Annotated in this window: 22 protein-coding genes and 2 pseudogenes; 7 read left to right on the plus strand and 17 right to left on the minus strand. The window is 58.6% G+C overall.

The window, feature by feature from the left end; translation table 11 throughout:
* Nucleotides 1-230 (minus strand): LysR family transcriptional regulator (locus AS026_RS43315; RefSeq protein ID WP_245307457.1); only part of this gene is annotated, 230 nt, incomplete at its 3' end.
* Between the two features lie 39 nt (nucleotides 231-269).
* Between AS026_RS43315 and AS026_RS12315 the strand changes: the two genes are divergently transcribed.
* Nucleotides 270-485, plus strand: a complete 216-nt coding sequence (locus tag AS026_RS12315; protein WP_026371877.1) for a helix-turn-helix domain-containing protein — start codon at nucleotides 270-272, stop codon at nucleotides 483-485.
* Between the two features lie 466 nt (nucleotides 486-951).
* Here AS026_RS12315 and AS026_RS12320 read toward each other — a convergent pair whose 3' ends face one another.
* The 8 genes from AS026_RS12320 to AS026_RS12355 all read right to left on the minus strand — a co-directional run bounded on the left by AS026_RS12320 (nucleotide 952) and on the right by AS026_RS12355 (nucleotide 8148).
* Nucleotides 952-1137, minus strand: a complete 186-nt coding sequence (locus tag AS026_RS12320) for a hypothetical protein (RefSeq protein WP_062369749.1) — start codon at nucleotides 1135-1137, stop codon at nucleotides 952-954.
* A 210-nt stretch (nucleotides 1138-1347) separates the two neighbouring features.
* Nucleotides 1348-1536, minus strand: a complete 189-nt coding sequence (locus tag AS026_RS12325; RefSeq protein WP_025662326.1) for a hypothetical protein — start codon at nucleotides 1534-1536, stop codon at nucleotides 1348-1350.
* Between the two features lie 217 nt (nucleotides 1537-1753).
* Nucleotides 1754-2824: an ABC transporter ATP-binding protein gene (locus AS026_RS12330; RefSeq protein WP_062369750.1), complete on the minus strand. Its 1071-nt coding sequence runs from the start codon at nucleotides 2822-2824 to the stop codon at nucleotides 1754-1756.
* 22 nt (nucleotides 2825-2846) lie between these two features.
* Nucleotides 2847-3701 (minus strand): sugar phosphate isomerase/epimerase family protein, encoded by an 855-nt coding sequence (locus AS026_RS12335; protein WP_062369751.1) that lies wholly within the window; start codon nucleotides 3699-3701, stop codon nucleotides 2847-2849.
* Between the two features lie 31 nt (nucleotides 3702-3732).
* Nucleotides 3733-4971 (minus strand): ROK family transcriptional regulator, encoded by a 1239-nt coding sequence (locus AS026_RS12340; RefSeq protein WP_062369752.1) that lies wholly within the window; start codon nucleotides 4969-4971, stop codon nucleotides 3733-3735.
* A 41-nt stretch (nucleotides 4972-5012) separates the two neighbouring features.
* The gene (locus AS026_RS12345; protein WP_062369753.1) at nucleotides 5013-5855 is read right to left on the minus strand and encodes a carbohydrate ABC transporter permease; all 843 of its coding nucleotides are present in this window, start codon (nucleotides 5853-5855) and stop codon (nucleotides 5013-5015) included.
* The gene (locus tag AS026_RS12350) at nucleotides 5852-6781 is read right to left on the minus strand and encodes a carbohydrate ABC transporter permease (protein WP_062369754.1); all 930 of its coding nucleotides are present in this window, start codon (nucleotides 6779-6781) and stop codon (nucleotides 5852-5854) included. Before AS026_RS12350 ends, AS026_RS12345 begins: the two co-directional genes overlap by 4 nt.
* Before the next feature lie 68 nt (nucleotides 6782-6849).
* Entirely contained in the window at nucleotides 6850-8148 is a 1299-nt protein-coding gene (locus tag AS026_RS12355; RefSeq protein WP_062369755.1) for an extracellular solute-binding protein, read from the minus strand.
* Nucleotides 8149-8417: 269 nt separating this feature from the next.
* On the opposite strand from AS026_RS12355, the gene AS026_RS12360 reads away from it, so the two are divergent.
* A complete protein-coding gene (locus AS026_RS12360; RefSeq protein ID WP_062369756.1) occupies nucleotides 8418-9464 on the plus strand; it encodes a Gfo/Idh/MocA family protein in 1047 nt (348 codons plus the stop codon).
* A gap of 15 nt (nucleotides 9465-9479) precedes the next feature.
* On the opposite strand, the gene AS026_RS12365 is transcribed toward AS026_RS12360, so the two are convergent.
* Complete coding sequence (locus AS026_RS12365) at nucleotides 9480-10616, minus strand: ROK family transcriptional regulator (RefSeq protein WP_062369757.1); 1137 nt, start codon at nucleotides 10614-10616, stop codon at nucleotides 9480-9482.
* Between the two features lie 212 nt (nucleotides 10617-10828).
* On the opposite strand from AS026_RS12365, the gene AS026_RS12370 reads away from it, so the two are divergent.
* From AS026_RS12370 to AS026_RS12390, 5 genes are all read left to right on the plus strand, one after another.
* Nucleotides 10829-13855 carry an alpha-mannosidase gene (locus AS026_RS12370; RefSeq protein ID WP_062369804.1) on the plus strand — a complete coding sequence of 1009 codons (3027 nt, stop codon included), beginning with the start codon at nucleotides 10829-10831 and terminating at the stop codon, nucleotides 13853-13855.
* A gap of 353 nt (nucleotides 13856-14208) precedes the next feature.
* Complete coding sequence (locus AS026_RS41695) at nucleotides 14209-14493, plus strand: hypothetical protein (RefSeq protein ID WP_131815312.1); 285 nt, start codon at nucleotides 14209-14211, stop codon at nucleotides 14491-14493.
* Nucleotides 14494-15012: 519 nt separating this feature from the next.
* Nucleotides 15013-15402, plus strand: a complete 390-nt coding sequence (locus tag AS026_RS12380) for an antitoxin Xre/MbcA/ParS toxin-binding domain-containing protein (RefSeq protein WP_062369759.1) — start codon at nucleotides 15013-15015, stop codon at nucleotides 15400-15402.
* On the plus strand, nucleotides 15399-15917 hold the full coding sequence (locus tag AS026_RS12385; RefSeq protein WP_062369760.1) for an RES family NAD+ phosphorylase: 519 nt from the start codon (nucleotides 15399-15401) through the stop codon (nucleotides 15915-15917). Before AS026_RS12380 ends, AS026_RS12385 begins: the two co-directional genes overlap by 4 nt.
* Nucleotides 15918-16212: 295 nt before the next feature.
* A complete protein-coding gene (locus tag AS026_RS12390) occupies nucleotides 16213-16434 on the plus strand; it encodes a hypothetical protein (RefSeq protein WP_018857951.1) in 222 nt (73 codons plus the stop codon).
* A 324-nt stretch (nucleotides 16435-16758) separates the two neighbouring features.
* On the opposite strand, the pseudogene AS026_RS12395 reads toward AS026_RS12390, so the two are convergent.
* From AS026_RS12395 to AS026_RS12425, 7 genes and pseudogenes are all read right to left on the minus strand, one after another.
* A pseudogene (locus AS026_RS12395) lies at nucleotides 16759-17262 on the minus strand (sugar phosphate isomerase/epimerase); the annotation flags it as partial.
* Nucleotides 17259-17840, minus strand: a pseudogene (locus AS026_RS12400) (NAD(P)/FAD-dependent oxidoreductase); the annotation flags it as partial. The pseudogenes AS026_RS12400 and AS026_RS12395, both read right to left, overlap by 4 nt.
* A gap of 51 nt (nucleotides 17841-17891) precedes the next feature.
* Nucleotides 17892-18836, minus strand: coding sequence for a substrate-binding domain-containing protein (locus AS026_RS12405; RefSeq protein WP_062369761.1), 945 nt, complete (start codon nucleotides 18834-18836; stop codon nucleotides 17892-17894).
* A gap of 74 nt (nucleotides 18837-18910) precedes the next feature.
* Entirely contained in the window at nucleotides 18911-19222 is a 312-nt protein-coding gene (locus AS026_RS12410) for a MocE family 2Fe-2S type ferredoxin (protein WP_018857947.1), read from the minus strand.
* Nucleotides 19219-20253 carry a sterol desaturase family protein gene (locus tag AS026_RS12415; protein ID WP_062369762.1) on the minus strand — a complete coding sequence of 345 codons (1035 nt, stop codon included), beginning with the start codon at nucleotides 20251-20253 and terminating at the stop codon, nucleotides 19219-19221. The genes AS026_RS12410 and AS026_RS12415 overlap by 4 nt, the downstream gene beginning before the upstream one ends.
* Before the next feature lie 148 nt (nucleotides 20254-20401).
* Entirely contained in the window at nucleotides 20402-21403 is a 1002-nt protein-coding gene (locus AS026_RS12420; protein ID WP_062369763.1) for a LacI family DNA-binding transcriptional regulator, read from the minus strand.
* Between the two features lie 123 nt (nucleotides 21404-21526).
* Nucleotides 21527-22027 (minus strand): GNAT family N-acetyltransferase, encoded by a 501-nt coding sequence (locus AS026_RS12425; protein ID WP_062369805.1) that lies wholly within the window; start codon nucleotides 22025-22027, stop codon nucleotides 21527-21529.
* Between the last annotated feature and the right edge of the window lie 67 nt (nucleotides 22028-22094).

The raw sequence follows: 22094 nt of genomic DNA on the forward strand, positions 1-22094 counted from the left end.
AGCGACATCACATGATTGCTGAGCGCCGGCTGGGCAATGCGCATCCTGGCTGCCGCCCGGCCGAAGTGCAGTTCCTCGGCCACCGCTTTGAAATAGGAGAGTTGGCGTAATTCCATGAAAGCTGCTTCCCCCGAACATTTCTCGTCGCGATTACGAAACTGACGATACCCTATTTTGGGGTATTCGAAAATCGGTTTTATCGGAAGTGCCGGTGAAATTTCAACTGGCATTTGGCATTGTCCTCATTCGACCGCATACTTTACCGACGATTGATTGAACTTCTTGTTGAAGCGAGGAGAAGGGCCAACATTACTCAAGTGGAACTCGGAAGACGTATCGGCCAGCGGCAGACCGTGATTTCCAAGATCGAGACTGAAGAACGACGATTGGATACCGCAGAGTTTTTGCTCGTCAGCAAGGCGATCGGCGTGGACCCGTATGAACTAATGCATCGAGCGGAAATTGATTGCAGTTCATTGCCGTAAATAGACGTCGGCTGAAAGAAAACGGCTCTCGACCTCCGATTTCAAATAATTTCCCGATTGCGGTAGTTTCTTGGCCATACGCGCGACTGCCCTGCAACCGCGACAGCGGGGCCTTTTTCCGCACATTAGTAATTGCATAAATACTAAATTAACCATGAACGCTTAACTTCCAGCACGTTGCTTTTGGAGCCAGGACCCCAGCCCCTCCGGAGCAACGGGTGTGCGGTTGGAGCTCATGGCGAATTTGCTTCGACCGCGCGCTCTCAAAGCGTCTCGTACCGAGACGCCAGAAAATCGACCATGACACCGTGATGCGACGCCTCTTCCGTGGCGACCTCGAAGGCTTTTTGGACGGCACACGGCGGTCCGTATGCCGCGCGGACGGCGTGGACCACTCCTGGGGTCGCTTCGTAGTCAGCTAGGCCGAATGAGATTTAAGCTGAGCGCAGGTTGTCGGCCGAATTTCTCACCTTGACCGCGATCTGCGCGTCACGTTGTGAACCAGCTCACTGGTCGTCGCGAATTGGCCAAACAAGGCAGTGAGCCTTGCTTCTTCCTTGCTGTCCAAACGGTGCTGCAAGCAAAAATCCGCGATACTCCATACCCTCGTTGTCATGATTGGCTCGGCGGCCGTCGAATCGATGTTCTGCATTTGAGTCCTCCCCACGTGGAGAGGCTATCGAAGCGCACATTAGCTTGCAATAAAATAAGATCCCCGACCTCAAACTGTCGAAGAAAAGGCAGATTTGGAGAGGGACGACAACGCCGGAATTAACCGTGAGCCAACCCAGGACATTGACCACCGCCCCCTGGGTCGACGACGTTCGGTCTGGGCTAAAGACGAATGGCCGCGACCGCGCGCTCAATGCTCGCGTTCCGAGACGTCATCGAAATCGACCATGATGCCATGACGCGACGCCTCTTCCGTGGCCACCTCAATGGCTTTCTGGATGAACAGCAGAACGAGGTCATAGTCGGGGCTTTCCCGCGACGCAATCTCTTGCGCAACACGCAAGGTGAAGATCAATTCTCGAGCAATTGTCTCGGTCACAACACCGCCCCCCGGAAGCCGGGGGCAATTCTAGACGTCGGTCGGACGTGCAACTATCCCAACGGTCCCGTGAACTGGTGCGAAAAACCACTAGGGTCTTGGTACACACGTACTACGCCTCCCACACGAAGCGCCGGAACCGAGCCGGTTGACCTACACATGGCGACGAAACTGCCATCAGGCAATCTCGCACAACGTTCGCCGCGGCAACCCTTTTTCACGCGCACGTGGTCAACATCGGTTCGCCTGCGGTGATGCGCCGTTCACCCTCATCAAACAGGTGGACTGCATCGTGGACCGGAGCAATCCGCAGTACCTCGTCGGGGGCTGCCCTGATCCTTTCACGAAAGACGCAACTGATCGTCTGGGTACCAAGGCGGGCTATCACCAACGTCTCCGACCCCGTCGGTTCAACGACAACGGTTTTCACTTCGATGCCATTGGGGTCGAGCCTGATGTGCTCCGGGCGAATGCCGTAGGTAACGGCGCCGGACGGGCGTCGCTCGCTTGGCAGGATGAGCCCGTCCTCTGTCCGGAAGCCCTCGTTCGTCATGCTGCCCTTGATGAAGTTCATTGCGGGAGAACCGATGAAACCGGCGACGAAGAGGTTGTTCGGGCGATCGTAGAGCTCAAGCGGCGAACCCGACTGTTCAATCAACCCGTCCTTCATCACGACGATCTTGTCCGCCATCGTCATCGCCTCGATCTGATCGTGCGTGACATAAATGGTCGTGGTCTGCAGCCGCTGATGCAGCTCTTTGATCTCGGATCGCATCTGGACACGGAGCTTGGCGTCAAGGTTCGATAGAGGTTCGTCGAAAAGGAAGACGGCCGGATCCCGAACGATCGCGCGGCCCATCGCAACTCGCTGCCGTTGGCCGCCGGACAATTGCTTCGGATAGCGCTCGAGAAGGGCCTCAAGGCCCAGGATCTTGGCAGCGTTGCCGACACGCTGATCGATTTCCGTCTTCGGCATGCGCTTCAGCCGCAATGAGAAGCCCATGTTTCTCGCGACCGTCATATGCGGATAGAGGGCGTAATTCTGAAACACCATGGCAATGTCGCGATCTTTTGGCGCCAGCTCATTGACAATATGCTTTCCGATCTGGATCTCGCCCGAGCTGATGTCTTCCAGACCGGCGATCATTCTGAGCAGGGTAGATTTGCCGCAGCCCGAGGGCCCGACGAGCACGACGAACTCACCATCTCGGATATCGACTGAAACGCCCTTGATGGCTTTGAAGGCGCCATAATCCTTGCGCGCGTTATTCACTCTGACATGGGCCATTTGCGTCCTCCCGGGGTCGCTCTCAAAGCTTGTTCAAAACGTTTCTGAGATAGGCGAGGCCAAGGCGTTCGCCCTCTTTTCGTGCTTCGAGATCCTTGCCCGGCCATCCGTAGGCGGCATCCTCGTGCTCGATAGAAAGGGTGCCGTTAAAGCCGTTGGTGCGGGCCTGGCGCAGGAACCGCGGCCAGTCGAGGAGGCCCTTGCCTGGCAGCTTGTACTGCCACCAGCCCTTGCCGTGATAGCCGACGGCCTGCTGCGTGGCCGCATCGATTGCGGTATCCTTGGCGTGGAGGATGGCGATGCGATCCCTGACTGCGTCCATCGCGGCATAGGGGTCAATGCCAATGCGGATAAGGTGCGAAGGATCAAATTCGAGACCAAAGCGCCGGTCGGGTATCCGCTTGAAGAGCTCTTCCCAGCCCTTCGGCGTGGTTCCAATGAAGTTGTCCTTGGGGCCCGGCCAGTTCTCGATTGCGAAGATGAGACCGCTTGCTGCCGTCTTGCTGATCAGCCGATTGGCGAACTCGGCAAAACCATCATAGTTGGCTTCGTCGTCAGCATTGTCGTCACGTCCGGAAAAGATCACAAAGATCGGCACGCCCGCTTCGCCGATCGCTTCAGCAAAATCCTCCGTCCTGGCGCGAAGTTCGCTACGCTTGCCGCGATCGCTGTCGAGTTGATTGCCGAAGTAGGTGATAGAGGAGACGAAGAGATTGTGGTCGCGAGCGAGTGCGACGGCGGCCCGCACCCTCTCCGGCGTCTTGATATGGCCGCCGACATCAATTTCGATTGCGTCGAAACCGGCAGAGGCAGCGAACTCCACCACTTCCTCAAGCGGCCGATCGTTGAATGTCGACGTATAGAACCCAATCCTCATCAAAATCCTCCCAGTGGCATTGCCGGCTGCTTCAGTTGTTCAGGCGATCCATGAATTTGAGGGGCGAACGGGTGCGTTGAACGGCGTCGGCCGATGCCAGCATCAGGGCCGCCCCCATTGGCATCGCTGCCGCACCAAGCGCTGAGGCGTCCTCGCCGAGCGAGGCGCGATGCAGCGAAGGCAAAGTGATGTCTCCTGCAGTCAGATGTTCGTGAACATAGCACAGCAACTCGTCGATCATGCGGATCGGGAGTCGGCCCCCTATGATGATGGCGTCAGGGTCGACGATCATGCCGATATGCTTGACCGCAATGGCAAGATGCGCACTCATTTCCTTAAGCCACCTCGAAACAAGCGCTCTGCCGTGGCCGTCAAGCGATAGGAGGTCCTGGGGTACGCTCGCGCGGATGCCGTGCTCCGAAAGGAATTTGTAGAGGAAGAAGAGCGTCACCTTTTCGCCAAGCAGATCGACCTTCTGTGCGGTCTTGTCCCGGTCATTGGCAATCGGCAGCCAACCGATTTCGCCGCTCAGAGCCATGGCGCCACGATGACCGCTGCCATCGAGCACGAGGCCTCCGCCCAGGCAGGCATTGATGGCGATATAAAAGAAACTGCGGCTTTCCGCTCCGAGGCCGTAGTCAAGCTCGGCAAGGGCTGCGGCATTCGTCTCATTTTCGATGAAGACCGGATGCTGTGTCAGATTTTCAAGGGCCGCGCGTACGTCGAACTCCATCCAATCGGAGTAGTCGTCAGGCATGCCGAGGAACGAGATTTCGCCGAGCCAGTCCGGCATCGCAAGGCCAATTCCGGCCAGATGCGCATCGTCGATCAGCCGGCTTCGCTGGAAATGCGATATCGCATCGGCCGTCAGCTGCATGAATTCGGCCGGGCGCACGTAACGTTTCTCGTGATGGACGCGTGCGCGCACGTTGCCGACGGCATCAACAGCGACGATCGTCAGGTGATCGCGGTCGATGTTGATGCCGATCGCGAAGAAGGCGTCGGGATTGATCTCGAGCTCGATTGCCGGCTGGCCCCTCAACCCATGCCGGCGGCGAGCCTCAATGATAAGTCCCTCGTCAAGCAGGCGGTCAACGATCCGGGCGATCGCCGGCTTGGTAAAACCGGTCTGCCTGGCGATCTCGGCTCGTGAGATCGGTGCCTGCCGATGGATACAGCGCAGCACAACGGCTCTGTTGTGCTCGCCAGCATCCTCAACATTGGCCCCCGTCAGGTCGGGGGACAATCTGGTGCCGGTTATCTGGTTCATGAAACGGGATCCTTGATCAGCCACGGAAACGCAAACCGTCCTTACCCCTTTACCGCGCCGCTGGTCATGGCACCGAGGATTAGCCGCTGGAGCGACAGGAACGCCACGATCGCGGGCACGACGGAGATCAGGCAGGCGGCCGCAAGCAGCTGGATGGACGAGTCGGTTTGCATGCCACGGAAGTTAAAGATTCCAACGCCGATCGGCATCAGATTGTTTTGTGTGAGCAGAAGAAAGGGCACAAGAAACTGCGACCAGCCTGCAATCACGGTGATGATGAAGACGGAGGCGATACCAGGCGCTGACAGCGGCAGGACGATCCGCCAGAAAACCGAAAAGCGGTTGCATCCGTCGATCATGGCCGCTTCGTCAAGACTGCGGGGGATCCCGTCGACTGTACTTTTCAACAGCCACGTCGCGAGTGGCACGCCAAGAGCAATGTAGACCATCGTCACCGCAAAATGCGTGTCGAGCAGACCGAGACGGTTCATGTAGCGATAGAGCGGCACCATGATGACCAGCGGCGAGATCATCTGGAAGAGCAAAAGACCCATCATCGACAGCCCCTTGCCGCGGAACTGGAAACGCGAGAAGGCGTAAGCGGCCGGCAAGGCGACGATCAGGACGCCGAGGCCGCTCAGCGCGGCAAGCTTCAGCCCGTTCCAGAGATAAAGCGGGAAGTAGCTGTTGTTGAGCACTGTCACGAAGTTGTCGATGGTGGGGTTGTGGGGGATATAGCGTGCCACGCCGCGATAGATTTCGCGTTTGTCACGCAAGGCCATTGACAGGAGATAGCTAAGGGGACCGGCGAAGAAGATGAACATCGCCAGCATGAAGAGGTAGCTCAGGAAATCGCCGGAGCGCGTGCCGGTACGCCTGCTCATTGCTGTTCCTCCTTGGGCAGGAACGATGCGTAAACGAAGGCAAGTCCGAGGCTGATGATCAGCATCAGAACTGAGAGCACACTTCCGCCGGAAAGATCGTAATTGCGGAAAACGATATTGAACACGTAGAGCGAGATAACCTCGGTCGCGCGCCCGGGGCCACCGCCCGTCAGCGTGATGATCGCATCGAAGGTATTGAGCGTCATGATCGTAATGAGGATCATATTGACGAGCATGGCTGCGCGCAGCTGGGGGATGGTGATGAAGAAGAACTGCTGCGAGCCCGTTGCGCCGTCGACATCAGCCGCTTCGTACAGCGAGGGGTCGATCGATTTGAGCGCAGCGTACATGACCACCATCGAGAAGGCAGTGCCGCGCCAGATGTTGGCAATCAGCGCCGACCACGGGGCGATTGCCGGATCGGAAAGCCAGGCGACGACGGGCAGGTGCATGAGCCGCAAGATGCTGTTAAGCGCCCCGTATGGAGCCTCGGAAAACAGCATCTGCCAGATGATGCCGCCGGCAATCCCCGGAACGACCCAGGCAACGAGCGCTGTCGTGCGCAGGATGGTCGTGCCGAACAGGCCACGCTTCTCGCCGCGAACGACGACGACGGCCACGGCAAGACCCAGTATCTGCTGACCGATGACGCTGCCACCGACAAAAATTACAGTTGCCCACAAGATGTCTGGTAGCTGCGGCGAACTCAACGTGTTTGATATCGTGCTCAGCGTATAGACGGGATTGTCGCCGATCAGCGTTGCATTGGTGAACGACAGGCGGAAAACGTCGATCACCGGGTAGAGATAGAAGATGCCGATGACGACGATCACGGGCATGATCCAGGGCAAGGGTGCCCCGGCAAAACGGCGCATGAACGGTCTGCTGTGAGGCGCGCTGGCAGCCTCGATGGCAATTGGGCTCATTGGGCTTCTCTGTCCGGGTTTGACACGAACGGCGACGCCCGTCATGGGCGCCGCCGCGATCTCATTCGCTAGAGACGCTTGTAAGCCTCCATCGTCGCGTTGAACGCGCCATCCAGAGCCTCTTCCGGCTTCTTGGTACCAGACAGCACATCGCCCATCATGATCTGGATCTGGTTGGAGATTTCCGGATAGATCGGGGCGCCTGGACGGGCCTGACCATCGACAAGAGCGCCGGCAAAGGTCTTGTTGGCTTCCGTTGCGAAGACATCATACTTGTCGAAGAGCGACTTGCGCGTCGGCAACTGCTGCTGCAGCGCATTGGCTGGGCCCATGTAGACTTCGCGAGCAAGGTTGGCGCACATCTCCACCTTGTCCTTGTCCTTGCTGAACGAGGCGATCGTCCATCCGCCCGTTCCTGTGGAGCGCTGATCGGCGGTTGGACCGGGGATCGGCGAGAAGGTCCAGTTCTTGAACTCGTCTTCGTCGAGCGTGACCTTCAACTGGGCATATTGCCAGTTGCCACCGATGAAGAGAGCAGTGGTTCCAGCCGCCGCCGCGGCGTTGAGGTCGTCATAGTTGCCGATGGTTGTCACCCGCTTCGGCGCTGCACCGGAATCAACGAGGTCCTTGTAATAGGTAAGGGCCTTCAGGAATTTCTCCTTGTTTTCACCCTCACCGAAGATCGGCTTACCGGAATCGTCGACGAGCTTCCCGCCGAGCGCCCAGTAGTTCGCCAGCCAATCGAATGTGGACCCCTCGTAGCGGCCCGCGTTGAAGAGGATGCCTTCCATGCCCTTCTCGACGGAAGAAAGCCCGGCCTTCTTCAGATCATCCCAGGTCTGGGGCGCATCGGCCACGACCGATTTGTTGCGGTAGAGCACGCGAAGGTCTGTATCCCACCACCATGCACGGATCGTCTGGTCCTTGTCGGTAATGCCGTTGCGGATGAAGGGGAAAAGGTCGTTGATCTCGTCCTTCGAGAAATAGGGCGTGAAGTCGGCGAGGACGTGGTTGACCATGAACTGGGAGAGCACAAAGGAGTCGACCGCAGCGCAATCCGGAGCATTTCCGGCCTTGGCCTGCTCGAGCATCTTGGCCTGTTCGGTGCCTATGTCAGCCGACATGAACTGCATCTGCAGTTTCCACTCGGGATGCTTCTTGATGAAATCGACGAAGAGTTTCTGATACCCCTCGGCAATAGCCGGATCGGCGTTGTTGGGACTATCGTTCGTGAGCCGTACGACGAGGGTTTTCGGTGCGTCGGCAGCGCCGATCCGATCCTTTGTCGCGAGCTCCTGGGCAAATGCGGCAGGCACTGAAAATAACATTGTGCTCAGCGCTAGTGCGCTGATGAACGCTCTCTTCATGATGGGTCTCCTCCCCATTTAAACGGATACAGCCTGGTGGTCGGTTGACCTCTCCTCATTTCCATGCTGCATTAATTAGATTAAGTTACTTTGATTTGATGTCAAGCCGCAGCTTGGGAGGATTGAGATGCCGGCGACATTCAACACAAGTTAGCGGCTCGCAACCGCACTTCCCGATCACACAAGAATTGAGCCATTTCGGGCACCCGCAATGGCGTGGTGAGGCTTTGCCTCGGCTATGGCCAAATGTGACTTCTATGGAGGAAAAGATGCGCTTACTCATTCTCGGCACCGGTGGGATGGCAAACCAGCATGCCGTAAATTTCAAGGCGATCGACGGCGTTAGTGTCGTGGGCGGGGTGGACGTCGTGCCAGAACGGCTGGCGGTCTTTTGTTCGGAGCACAGCATCCCCCACCACTTCAGCTCGCTGGAGGAAGCCCTTGCCTGGGGCGAGTTTGATGCCGTTGCCAACGTCACGCCCGACCGTATCCACTACCCGACTACGCTTCAGGCGATTGCAGCGGGCAAACATGTCTTTTGCGAAAAACCGCTGGCGACCGATGCCATCAAGGCGATGGAAATGACCGATGCCATAGAGAAAGCGGGCAAGGTCGGCATGGTCAACTTCACCTATCGCAATTCGCCCGCCCTGCAGAAGGGCCGCCAGATGGTGCTGGCCGGTGAGATCGGCGAGGTCCGGCATGTCGAGGCATCCCACCTGCAGAGCTGGCTTGTCGGGCGTCATTGGGGCGACTGGAAAACCGAGAGCAAGTGGCTTTGGCGTCTCAGCAAGAAGCATGGGTCGAACGGCGCGCTCGGCGATATCGGCATCCATATCGTAGATTTTGCCTCCTACGGCTCGGGACTGGATGTCGCCCATGTCTTCGCGCGGCTGAAAACCTTCAACAAGGCGCCGGGCGACAAGATCGGCGAATATGATCTCGATGCGAATGACAGCTTCACGATGAATGTCGACTTCACGAGCGGGGCGATCGGCACCATCCAGGCGACACGAACTGCCGCCGGCCAGATGGATCAACTGCGTCTCAGGGTCTATGGCGAGACGGGGTCGATCGAGATGATCTATGACACCGGAAAGTCAACGCTGCGCGCTTGCCTCAAAGAAGACGTTCACACCGCGACATGGCGTGACGTTCCCTTCGAGCCGGTGGAGACCAACTACCAGCGGTTCGTGCAGGCCGTCCGGGCAGGCAAGACACAGGAACCTTCCTTCCGTCGCGCGGCAAATATCCAAAAGGTGCTCGATAAGGCGCTTGCCTCGGATATCAGCCACGCAGACGAGGCATTGGTCTGAGCCGGCACGCCGGTGTCAGGCGGAAACGGGCGGCAGCAAGGTGTTGAGAAAGGGTAGCAGTGCCGCCCCCAAGGCAACGCCGCCGCCACTGAAGCTTGCGGGTTTCATCGGCGAAATCCATGGCGTCAGGAAGGGCCGTTTGGATGTGTCACGGCGTTCGACGGAGAGCTGGTGAATCAGCGCCTCGATGGCGCCTCGCGGAAGGTCGCCGCCGATCATGATGGTGCTCGGCGCGATAAAGCCTGCAATCGCAATGATCGGGTCGAGCAGGTGGCTTGCGGCGTCGCGGATCCACTGGGTCAACTGAGGGGAAGACGCCTCCTCGCCCGCGATAAGGCATTTGAACTCGTCATCACTGACGAGTGCGCGCAGGGCGCCAAAGCCGACCACAGTGTTCAGCTGGACATTGTCGGGGCCGGTCAGCATCTCGCCGATGCTGCCTGCGCGTCCATGCATGCCTGAATAAGGAACGCCGCGAACGAGGAACCCGGCCTGCACATCTTCGTCGATGATGATCATCGCCAGTCCACCTTCGGGGGCAGGCGCGCCAATGGTGCGCTCGGCAAGGAGGCTTGCCGTGCACTCATTTTCCACATGGCTGCGAACAACGATCGATGCCGCGTCGAGCTCATCGCTTTCTTGCGAAGTCCAATCATTTGACCCTATCCCCATGCCGATGATCGGCAGGCCGGCATGCCGACCCATCATGGTCTGCGTGGCTGACAGGATCGACGGAACTCTTGCTGTCGGCACGAGCGGAAAATATTGGCGGTCACGGACCTGGCCGCTGAGATCGATAAGGACGGCTTCGCCTCTGCTTTGGCGGACCCTGACGCCGATTGAAAACGCGCCATCCGGGCGTAACGCAAATTCGGTGGCGGTTGCACCGCTGCCTGCGCCGCTTCGCCGGTGCGATGTCACCAGACCCTCGTCGCCGAGGCGGCGCAGAATATTGGTGATGCCCGGGCCTGTGAGCCCGGAGTGCTGGCCGAGCTCCATGCGGGTCAATGGACCGTGCCGGCGGATTGCCTCAAGGATGACGCGGATATTTCTGTCTGCGATTTCTCCCGACCGCAAACCAATTGTTTTTCCCCGCGAAACGGCCGATTCATCTGGTTGGCGTCGTCGCGGCCCAGAACGAAGATACCGCATAACTGTCTTCCCCAAGCACCTGAATGCTTGTGTATCACAAGGAAAACTCTCGCAACTTATTTCTTGTGCGCTTGACGGGAAAACAAAGTTACTTAATCTAAGCGCTGCAACGCGCCCCGGTTGGAGGAGACGGGACGCGGATGCCAGCGGCCCAATCGCGCGACCACATGTTCTCCCCGCCCACCATTGCTTCTTTTCCGATAGGACCCGCCATGTCTCTCACGATTGCCCAACGCCTTGATCGTCTGAAGGTCCGTACAGCCGAGCTAGCCCACTGGCGCGACAGGCAAAGCGTCCTGATCGACGGCTGGACCTTTGAGGGCGAGCCGATTGCTCATCATCAGGATTGGCCACACCGCAGGGGGACGGTTCATTTCGCGACATCGGTGAGCGCGCCGCGCGACTGGCCAATCGACGAGATCCGCCTGCAGCTCGATCTCGGTGGTGAGAGCTTGATCACGTTGCATTATTCTGGCGGCCAGACCGAGACGTTCGGGCTCGATCCCTATCATCAGGAGTTCCCGATCAAAGGCAGGGAGTTTTCGATTACCACGGAGAGCGTCGCGCGCTTTCCCTTTGGAGAGCCGAACCGGGCACCGCGGCTCAATAAGGCGCGGCTGATCTGGCTGGATGAGCCGGTCCACAAGCTTCACCTTCTATTGCGGCAAATCGGCGAGGCCGCAGACGCACTCGAAACCCACGAGGTGGTGCCGCACATGATTGATGCGGCCGAACGGGCGCTTGGCAGCCTCGACTGGCCTTCGGACACATCATCCTATATTTCGCGCACATCCGATGCGGTCATGCAGCAGAAGATCTGGGAACTGCCGGAGCTTCGGGCAAATCCGGCCGGTTTGAGTGAGGCGCAGAGCGCTTTGGCAGCCACGGCTTTCGATGCGCTGATTGTCCGACTGAAGGAGCTTCAGACACGTTTTCCGCCGAACGGCGAATTGCTGCTGACCGGCCATGCTCATATAGACCTCGCCTGGCTTTGGCCCTACGGCGAGACGCGTCGGAAGATGCGACGCACTTTCAATACCGCGCTTTCGCTGATGGAGCGGTCGGACGACTTCCGGTTCAATCAATCGACTGCTCACTATTACGCGCAGATGGAGGAAGATGATCCCGAGCTTCTCGAGCGCATCAAGAAGAAGGTCGCCGAGGGCAAGTGGGAAACTGTTGGCGGCATGTGGGTCGAACCCGACACCAACATGCCAACCGGCGAAAGCCTTGCACGGCAGGTGCTTTATGGGCAGCGCTATTTCGAGAAGCAATTCGGCTTGCGCCACACTGTCTGCTGGCTGCCAGATTGCTTCGGCTTTTCGGGGGCATTGCCACAGATCTTGCGGCTTGGAGGTATCGACAGCTTCTTCACGATCAAGGTGAACTGGAGCGAGACCAATCATATTCCGTCTGATCTCTTCTGGTGGAAGGGGCTGGATGGAAGCAAGGTACTGACCCATACCTTCGACAACCCCATGCAGGGCTATAATGGTTTCGTGCAGCCGGACTGCTTCGTGCCGACGTGGAAGAATTTCCGCGGCAAGACGCAGCACGACACGTCTCTGCTGGCGGTCGGCTACGGCGATGGCGGTGGCGGTGTTACCCCGGAGATGGTCGAACGCGAAGTGCAACTGCGTGACTTCCCTGCAATCCCCACGGCACGCTGGGGCACGGTGAAGGGCTATTACGAAATGACGCACCGGGTTGCGGCAAGTAAGGACCTTCCGGTCTGGGATGGGGAAATCTACCTCGAGCTCCACCGCGCCACGCTGACATCGCAAAGCGGCGTCAAGCGCAAGCACCGCCAAGCAGAACGGGCGCTGATAACAGCAGAGACACTCGCCTCACTCGCTCATCTTTTGGGCGCCGACCGACCTCAAAGCCTCGAGCCGGATTGGCGCGTCGTCCTGAAGAACGAGTTTCATGACATCCTGCCAGGCTCGAGCATACGCGAGGTCTATATCGATGCCGAACAAGAGCTCGACGGGGTTATACACAATGCCAGGCTGGAGCAAGCCAAGGCTCTCAAGTCGCTGTCGGCCAATCTTCCGGCAGGTGGAGTGTCGGACGCGTTGATTGCGGTTAACCCATCACTTGCGCCGCGGCCACTTGCTGCAAAGCTCTCCGACGGAACGGTCTTGTCATGCGCCGATCCCGTCGCGCCTCTTTCCGTCGCAGTTTTTGATCGCAAGACACTCAGGCCCGCCGGCATGTTGAAATCCACCGCACACAGCCTCGAAAACGAGTATCTGTCGGTCGTCATCGGCAAGGATGGAGCCGTTTCAAGCCTCGTCCACAAGCCATCGGGAAGGGAAGCGATCGATGGCACGGCAAATCAGCTATGGGTCTATCCGGCCGACAAGCCTCGCAATTGGGATGCCTGGGACGTTGACGCCGACTATGCCGAAAAGGCTGTCCGCCTCGATAAGCCTGAGAGCATTACGCTTGTCGAACAGGGACCGCACCGTGCCGCGATCCGTGTCGCCTACCGGTACCGAAACTCAACGGTCACTCAGCTCTATGTGCTGACGGCCAATGCACGCCGGCTCGACGTCGAGATGACGATCGACTGGCATGACCGGCGTACGCTTTTGAGAACGCTGAACCCGGTCGCTGTGGCCTCACGCACCGCCACCTTCGAGTGCGCTTACGGGGTCGTCGAGAGGCAAACGCATACGAACACGTCTTGGGAACAGGCGATGTTCGAGGCTGCCGCGCATCGTTTTGTCGATCTGAGCGAACCGGGCTTTGGCGTCGCTTTGCTCAACAACGCCAAATACGGACACAGCGCGCGCGGCAATGTCCTCGGCATGAGCCTGGTGCGCTCACCGATCTATCCCGATCCACTTGCCGACGAAGGCGAACAAAGCTTCACCTATGCACTGATGCCGCATGAGGGCGCATGGCATGAGGGAGGCGTTTTGCAAGAGGCGATCGATCTCAATCAGCCACTCGTTACCATCGAGGCAAGCGGTCTCTCGGTGGGCACACTATCGCCTCTCGGCGTGGAGGGCATACCGGTCGCCCTCTCGGGACTGAAGCCGACCGAGGAGGGAAAGGGTCTGATCCTGCGGATTTACGAACCCGCAGGCCGCCGCGGCCCCCTGTCACTGACATTGCCATCGGGATGGCAGGCATCAGGAGCGTTGAACATCCTCGAAGAGCCGATTGAACGTGTTGGACCTGCAGATATCATGCCTTTTGAAATCCGGACCTGGCGGTTGCAGCCACGCTAGCAGCAGCCGGGTCGGGGTCGGCAATGTCATGTCTGGCTTTGTTTATATAGGCCCCGCCTGATTGCAGCGGTCGGCTAAATGACGGTCGCTGGCTGGACCTGATGACTGGCACTCGGTCACGCTTTTCCGCACCGGGGCTAACCGTCGCCCGCAGCGCCTTTCGAGGCCTCAACCCAGAAGGCGTCCACTGATGGAGCAAGCGTGAGGCCCCCAACGCCGCACGCAATCTGCATGCAACATCAGAACGACACGAAACCGATCACGTCGCCACACGAAATAGTGAGCATATTATTAGTTCACTTACGGTTCATCTGTGGCCACTTAGTCTTCGGTCGTTAAACGAGGAGTCGTAAATGAAGAAACTACTGATCATGGCAATGGCCGCCACTGTGATTGCCGCGCCTATGGCGCAGGCAAAGCAGCCACATCATCGTCCGCCACCACCCCCACCCCATCATTCCAAGAATTATCCGAATGGTTGGGGACCGCATCGCAGCCCTGACAGGCATGGTTACTACCACGGATATCGTGGCTACCACGACCACCGGCCTGGCTATCGCCGTGGACCAGATGGTTTCTGGTATCCAGCGGCGGCTTTCGCCCTTGGTGCCATTCTCGGCGGCGCGCTCGCCCACTGAGCATTTTGAGGTCGGCTCACCGCTTTCCGGCGGCCGGCATCTCCCGCAGCGCCGAAATGCCTACACTCATTGGAATTCTCCAACTTCTCTTTTGAAGGCAGGTGCATTTGTCACCATCGACGTGTACGCGATCGACGGAGGCTTCCTGATTTGTTGAGCGCGGCCTGCGTTCATGTCGCTGTAACGGCGCTCCGAGGTTCCGCAAAATCTGCGGGCCTCGGGTAGCATGGTGGACGACCATCTCGGTCAGGATCCTCTTCGCATATAGACATAGCATCGAGCCGTTCTTATTGCGCATGTTCCAGGCAGCGCTGTAGCATCGGACGTGTATCATGCCCGACGTCGCCAACTCCCCCACAATTGGCGGCTCCATAAATTTTCATCGGCCAAGGTGCTGAAAATACGAATCCAATTCGTGCCCGTAGCCGCGACATTGTGTACTTTGCCTCCTTGAAGGAGGCTGAGGTATGTCATATATTTTGTACAGAGAATGTGGCATCCAGTATGGCAAGGAAGACGATGGGACAGGCTCTGAAGCGATCCCCTCAAAATGAACCCTTAATTCTGTCCTACATGGACAGGTCCGGAAAGATTGGCATTGCGCAGGTTGCAGACGGGTTTGGGATGTCCAGGGGCCAGCTTGCCGAAACAGCCGGATTATCCCGCGAGACGCTCTACAGAGCAGAGCGAAGCAGAGCAGCAAAAGCACAGGCGCGCCTACGAGAAATGCTCGAAATCATCAGCCGGGTAAGTGACTGGGCAGGTGGCAAAGAACAAGCCATGGCATGGTACCGTGCTCAGCCGCTTCCGGCGTTTGGTGGAAGAACAGCAGAAGCGCTCGTCAAGGACGGCAAGGCCGGGGCGGTCAGGGACTATCTCGATCACATGGCGGTTGGTGGCTTTGCGTGAGGTTTACCTCAACCTGCTACCGAGCCCATGATCCCCGCTGGTCTTTCAAACCGACGTCCGGTGACGGTGCGGCGATCCGTGGCGCTCGCTTCAATCCCCGGGGCGTACCGGCGCTCTATCTCGGATTGAGCATCTTAACGGCCATAAAAGAGGCCAACCAGGGTTTCGCTCACCGTATCGACCCCTGTGTATTGTGTTCTTATGAAATCGACTGCGAGGATATAGCCGATCTCTCCGCCGATGAGGGCCGGAGGGAATTCTCGGTGACGCTGGAGGATATGAGCTGCGCCTGGGCGACCGCGCTTGCGAATGGCAACCGGCCGTCCTCTTGGTCAATCTACGACCGGCTTACGGCCAAGGGTATCGCCGGCGTTGTTGTCCCGAGTTTTGCGCCCGGCACGGACCCATCAGACCGCAATCTGGTGCTCTGGGACTGGGGTCCGAACTTGCCCCATCGGGTAGAGGTTTTCGACCCCAGCGGGCGGCTGCCAAGAGACCAACTGTCTTGGCTCTGATGGCGATCCTGATGCTTACCTGTCCCTGTCCTGCACCAAGCCTCGTCGCAACAGGCCAAGGGGTCAGACGTCACCGAACTTGTAGGCGCCTGGCTCCCATTGCCACACGTATCACCATTGCAATTTACAAATCGGTCTTAGTGCGAGTAATGCGAAGCGGGAGCGCCGCGGATTGGCTCATTGGCCTTGCAAGGCGGGCGTCTCACCGATACTTCGCCTAACAAGCGCGTACGCACAACTCAACGCGCAGCGGCACTTTCCCAAATAAATCTGAACGATCTCTGAAAGAAAGCTCATGGAAACCGAAACAGTTACGATCGAAAGCCGGAATGACTTCGCGCAATGGGCAATCGAGCGGGCACGGGCAATCGTCGCCGAGCAAGGTGGAAACTTGGCGATTGCAGCACGCGATATGGATGAACCGGCAATCGCTGCGACCGGAAACGCACTCGGAGCCGCCATTGCAGAGGCTCTCCTTGAAGTCTTCGACGTTCTGGTGCCAAACGACGACGAATAGGCTCAGCTGGGGGCCTCGTCCTTTGCCCCACCTAAAGGCTGAGCCGACCTCTTCGAAGGGATGCGCCAAACTTTCCCGTCAAAGTGGTATTATGCTATGTACTCTAGCTCTTCTGTGAGCAGGGTTTATCGGCGCCAAGGCCCGACGGACCCCGGTTGGCCCTTGTCCGCCTCTGTCTACAGCCAGGCCGCGACATTTGCCGCGGCCTCGGCATTCCGGAAAGCAGGCCGTCAACTCATGAACGAGCAGCATCTTTAGACGCACCGAAGATTAAGTGATCGCCAGGCGGCGCGGCGGTAAAGTTAGCTGCCTTTGGCGACGGCCCTACTGCGCGGTGGCGTTCCAAAGATCATGCACCATCTTGCGGAGCATGAGGGCCTCGGCCCAGCGGTCGGTCGTGTCGTTACCATCCCTTCCGGTTATCGCGTAAGGCTTCGGTCCCAGCTCACAGGTAAAGACCAGTTTGGCGTCTTCCGAAGCGCGCGCACGCCACGCGCGAAAACCGTACTCCCACCAACCCAGGAAGAGATCGACCCACGGACGATGGTGCGGGAAGGAGATCTCGATCTGCACCTGTTCACGCGAGGCGACACGGCCGTGGAAGGCGTGCGCATTGGCAAGTATGCGCCGGATGGATACATCGTCTTCCTTCGTAACCGGAAAGGCGAACTCGCGAGCGACGAGGAAGTGCGAGAGGTCGGCAAGGAGTGGCAGATCCGGTCGCCGATCGAGAAGGTCGAGCGTGAAGTACAAGTCCGTCGTCATCCGGTCGCGATGGGTTTCGATGAAAACGGGAATCCCGGCGTCCTGCGCAAGCCGCCGGCGCCCTCCTCGACGTGGCGGGCGTGCAGGCTTTGTGCAAATCGCGCCGGCACAGCGCGACCGAGCGGCCTTGATGCAGCCTCGATAATGTTGACAGCAACCCCCTTGCCGCGCAGCACCGCTGCAAGCTCCATGCCGATCAGTCCGCCACCAATGATGGCGACGGTTCTGGCGCTCTCCACACGTGAGAAGATCGTGGACGCGTCCGAGAAAGTCCGGAAATCAAGGGCCCGTTCCGCGCCGGGACAGCACAACTGCCTGGGGCGCGCGCCCGTTGCAAGAAGCAATTTGTCATAAGCCAGCGCCTGTCCATCGCTCAAAACGACGCGCCGCTCGTGCGGATCAATCCGAGACACCGATCTGCCGGGAAAATACTCGATGCCGGCAGCGTCCAGTGCCTCGGCGGTGCAGATCGCCTTCATCTGCACCGCCCCGTCCAGTGGTTTGGAGAGAGGCGGTCGTTCATAAGGCATGTTCGGCTCGGTGCCGACCATTGCAATGGCTCCGCCGTATTCAGCCTCCCGCAAGGCAAAGGCTGCGCGCGTGCCGGCTTCTCCGGCGCCGATAATGACGATCCCGCTCATGCATTCTCCCCTTGAAAAGTGGCCGGCGCATGAAAGCGCCGGTCGGAAGGATCAGTTCTTATTTGTGTAGTCGGCCATGTTCTTCGGCGTGACGAGTTCGAAGGGCACCCAGACCTGCTTGTCGATGGCTTTGCCGCGCGCAAGTGCGACTGCAGAATCCACTGCACTTGCGGACTGGCTCTTTGCGTTCTGGAAGACGGTCGCATCAAGGTCGCCGGCAGCCATTGCGGCAAGGGCATCCTGGGTTGCGTCGATACCGATGACAATCACGTCGTTCATAGAGACGCCCGCTGCCTTCAACGCCTGAACGGCGCCGATGGCCATTTCATCGTTATTTGCAAAGACGACATCGATCGGTTTACCCGCTGTGATCCAGTTCGTCGTCAGGTCCATTGCGGTCGTGCGGTTCCAGGCGGCGGACTGCTCGTCCGCAATCGTGACACCCTTGCAATCTCCGGCCGCCAACGCTTCCTTGAAGGAATTGGTGCGATCGCGCGAGGCCTGGTGAGCCAGATCGCCCATCAGAATGTAGACCTGCGCATCACTGGCCTTTCCCTTCTCCTTCAGAAGCGAACATGCCGCTTCTGCGCCAAGCCTGCCGGAATCCGTTTCCTTCGAACCGACATAGGCCTGCTTTTCCGGCAACTTGCCCGAATTGTCGGGTTCAAGGTTGAGATAGACCAGAGGAATGCCGGCTTTCTCCGCGGCTTCGCTGATGCCGGGGGCAGCTGACGTGTCTGTCAGCGTCATGACGATGGCATCGACGCCGGCGGCTATGAAGTTGTTGACCTGGTTCAGCTGTTTGGAAATGTCCGTCTGGGCATCTTCCACCTGCACGCTGACACCATCGACCTGCGATGCCCTTGCAGTGATGCCTTCACGCAGAAGCGTCTGGAAGTTGTTGTCGAAGCTTTGCATCGAGACGCCGATGGTTTCAGCGAAGGCAGCACTTCCCATCATGGCGGCCAGAGCAGCCGCCAAGCACAATGATTTCATGTCATCCTCCGTAAGGTGCCGGATCACCCCGATTGCACTCCGGAAGCCCGATGGGCTATTGGCTGAAGCGCGGCCTAACCGAGGGCCACACGAACCTCTCCATCAACCACCTCCGCCGGATAGGTCTTGAGGTTCTCGCAGGCCGGAAGCCGCATGGCCTCCCCCGTCCGATAGTCGAAGGCGCCGGAATGCTTGGGACATTCCACCTCGAAGTCCATGACGAGCCCGTCCGCAAGATGGATCTTCTCATGGGTGCAGAGACCGGCCGTGCAGTAGATGCTGTCATCCGGTCCGCGGTAGATCGCATAGGTGCGGCCTTCATGATCAAAGCGGATCGCGCCTTCCTGTTCGATGTCTTCGAATTTGCATGCGGATACCCAGCTCATTTGGCGGCTCCCTGCAGTTCGGAGGAAGCCTTGCGGGCGGAGAGCCTTTCCTTGCGCTTGCGATAGCGTTCCTGCATGCGGGCCTCGCCGTCGGCAGAGCCGTCATGCCAGGTCCCGAACCACTTATCGAGGGGGATCAGTGCATCGCCGTAGTTCACCTCGAAATACTTGTGGTGCAGGTAATGTGCATAGGCGTGGCTGTCGACGAGCTTGTCTTCACCGACTTCCACCTTGTCAAAGCCCACATGACCGGGGATTGCGCCGAAGCCTGCATAGTGAAGCTGATAGAGCATCAGGATCGGGTTTGACGGCAGAATGAGGTGATAAAACGCGGTCCCGAGATAAAGGATATGTTCCACCGGATGCATCGACAGCGACGACCAGGGCGACGGATTCACCGAATTGTGGTGTACCGAGTGCACCCACTTGTAGAGGAACGGCGTGTGGATGAGCCTGTGGATGCAGAAGAAATGGAACTCATGGATGACAGGAACAACGAGAGCGACAAGCGCCAGTGTCCACGGATTTTCCGAAAAGCTCAGCCACGGCGCATAGCCATTGGCATGAGCCCAGAGCATCACGACCTCGATGCCCGTCCAGATCGTCACGCCCGACAGGAATGTACGTAACATGTTGTCGACGTTCTGGCGATCAAACCAGAAGACGTTGTTCTTCTGATCAGCCGGGAATTTGCCATTGTACTTGAAGCGGTTTTCTTGCCGCTTCAACACATAGAGATGCAACTCGAAGGCTCCGTAGAACAGGAACACGCAGGCTGCGTTTACCGCATAGAGCCAAAGTGCCCACCCAACACTCAACGTCTGCAGCGTCTCGACCGACGGAATGATCAAAGCCCAATAGGCGACAGCAGAAGCCGCGAATATGACGTTCCAGGGGAAGAAATAGTGCGGCAGCCACTTTGCGATTGCCAACAGCTTTGGGGGAAAGACGAACAGCGGCGCAGTCTCGACCGGCTTGTTCGGCGCCCAGTCGCCTCGCTTGTTCCGCGTCCCGTATTTCAGGTCGTCCATGGCGCTCTCCTTCGGCAAATCCTTTTACGGAAAGGAGTGGCCAAGCGCCTGAATCCGTGTCGTTTCCCTTGAAACGCCGGCTCTCCTCCCGCTTTTGAAACTAGCAGGAGACACTGAAACCTGCGAAGACTTCATTGATCAAAATAGATCAAAGGCTTTCGGCGGTGATCGTGATGAAGCGAATGGGGTTTCGGTCCGGCTCGATTTTCGTAAGACCGACGCGGTGCAGCACGATATCGAGGGCGCGCTGCGCCTGTGCTTCGGGCGCCTGATCCAGCACCACGTCCATGATGCCGTCGCGCAGCGCCGTGCGGGTGTAGTCGGTCAGTTCGTGACCGACGAAAAGAATGTCTCTGCCCCGGTCGCTGCGGCGGAGAACGTCGATCAAGGCGGAATTCGCGCCACCGGCATTATAGAGCCCGACGAGGTTCGAATACCTCTGCATCGCCATGATCAAGGTCTCCGCACTGAACCGCTCCTCGTCACGGGTAAAGCCGAGCCACTCGAAGTTGATCGAACCGGGGTGATCACGGAAGTACTCGGAAAAGCCGCGGATCCGATCGCGATGCACCTGGTAGATAGGGTGGCAAAGGGCGACAACCGGCCCTTGCGACCGAACCATGCGGCAGATGAAATGGGCGGCCGTGCGGCCGGCGGCATAGTTGTCTATTCCGACAAATTCGACCTGATCCTCAGACGCGCGCGTAACCACATGGACGATAGGGATACCCTGCGCTGCCACAGCTTCCACCGCCGCCTTGACCAGCGGGCTGTTGGGGACGGCGAGTATAAGCCCAGCTCGCGGATAGTCCGCCGCTGTAATTGCGCGAGCGATTTCCTGCGGGTTCATTTCCTCGACGAAGCGCCTGTGGACGACGACCAGCGGATCAATACTGTGGGCAATCTGTTCGAATGCCTTGGAGAGCCGCCGATAAAACGTGGTTTCCGGACGGACCATCAAAACGTCAACCCGCAGCAGGCCGCGATGCGTATCGGGAAGGACGCGCGGATAATCCAGACTGCGCGCGGCAATAACGACCTTCTCGACCAGTTCCGGCCTGACGCCCCCTCGCCCGTTCATCACTCGCTCGACGGTGGCCGTCCCCACGCCTGCCTCGCGGGCAATGTCCGTGTAATTCGCCCTGCTCATGTTCCTCCCCGCGTGTCGCGGAATTATCCAATGGGAACCGCCGGTTTGCAATCTTGTCGAGGTTCGCCAACTTGGTGGCGTCGATCATGGGATCCAAAAGCGGCTGCCAATCGAGGCCGCAGTTCAAAGCTGGAGGGTCATTTCCACCATCGTTGGCTCGAAACCCATGGAAGCGAAGAGACGTTGCCCGGCGTCGTTGCGATGCGCCGTCGACAAGACGATCTGTGTCGCTCCTCGCTCTCTCAATTCCCCGACCACTGCCGTCAGCAGAGCTCGACCGGCTCCTCGTCGACGGTGGCTCTCCTCGACGAAGAGGTCATAGATAGCGCCAGCCGGCCCACGCAGTGCCATATAATCGGATCCCTCAAGACCCGCATAAGCGTATCCGACAACCTTTCCATGGATCTCCGCAACAAGAACCAGGACGTCCGGCTTGTCGAGTTGACCTCTCAGGTGGCCCGAATATGCCGTCGGAGTTCTAGGGCCTCCGGCGATAAAGCGTCGCGCATCCCAGCCGTGGTGGATCGAGACAAGCTCCGCTCCGTACATGCCAAGGAGATCGATGTCTGCCTTTGTTGCTGACCTCACGGTCGTCTCACACTCGTCGCTGGTTTCCGGTTCCATTTTGCTTTCCAGTTCGAAGCCTGCAGGCTCGTTCACAGTTGGTAGCGAAGGGCCTCGACCAACATCG

It is taken from the genome of Rhizobium altiplani (genome assembly GCF_001542405.1).
In the GTDB taxonomy this organism is placed as follows: Bacteria; Pseudomonadota; Alphaproteobacteria; order Rhizobiales; family Rhizobiaceae; genus Rhizobium; species Rhizobium altiplani.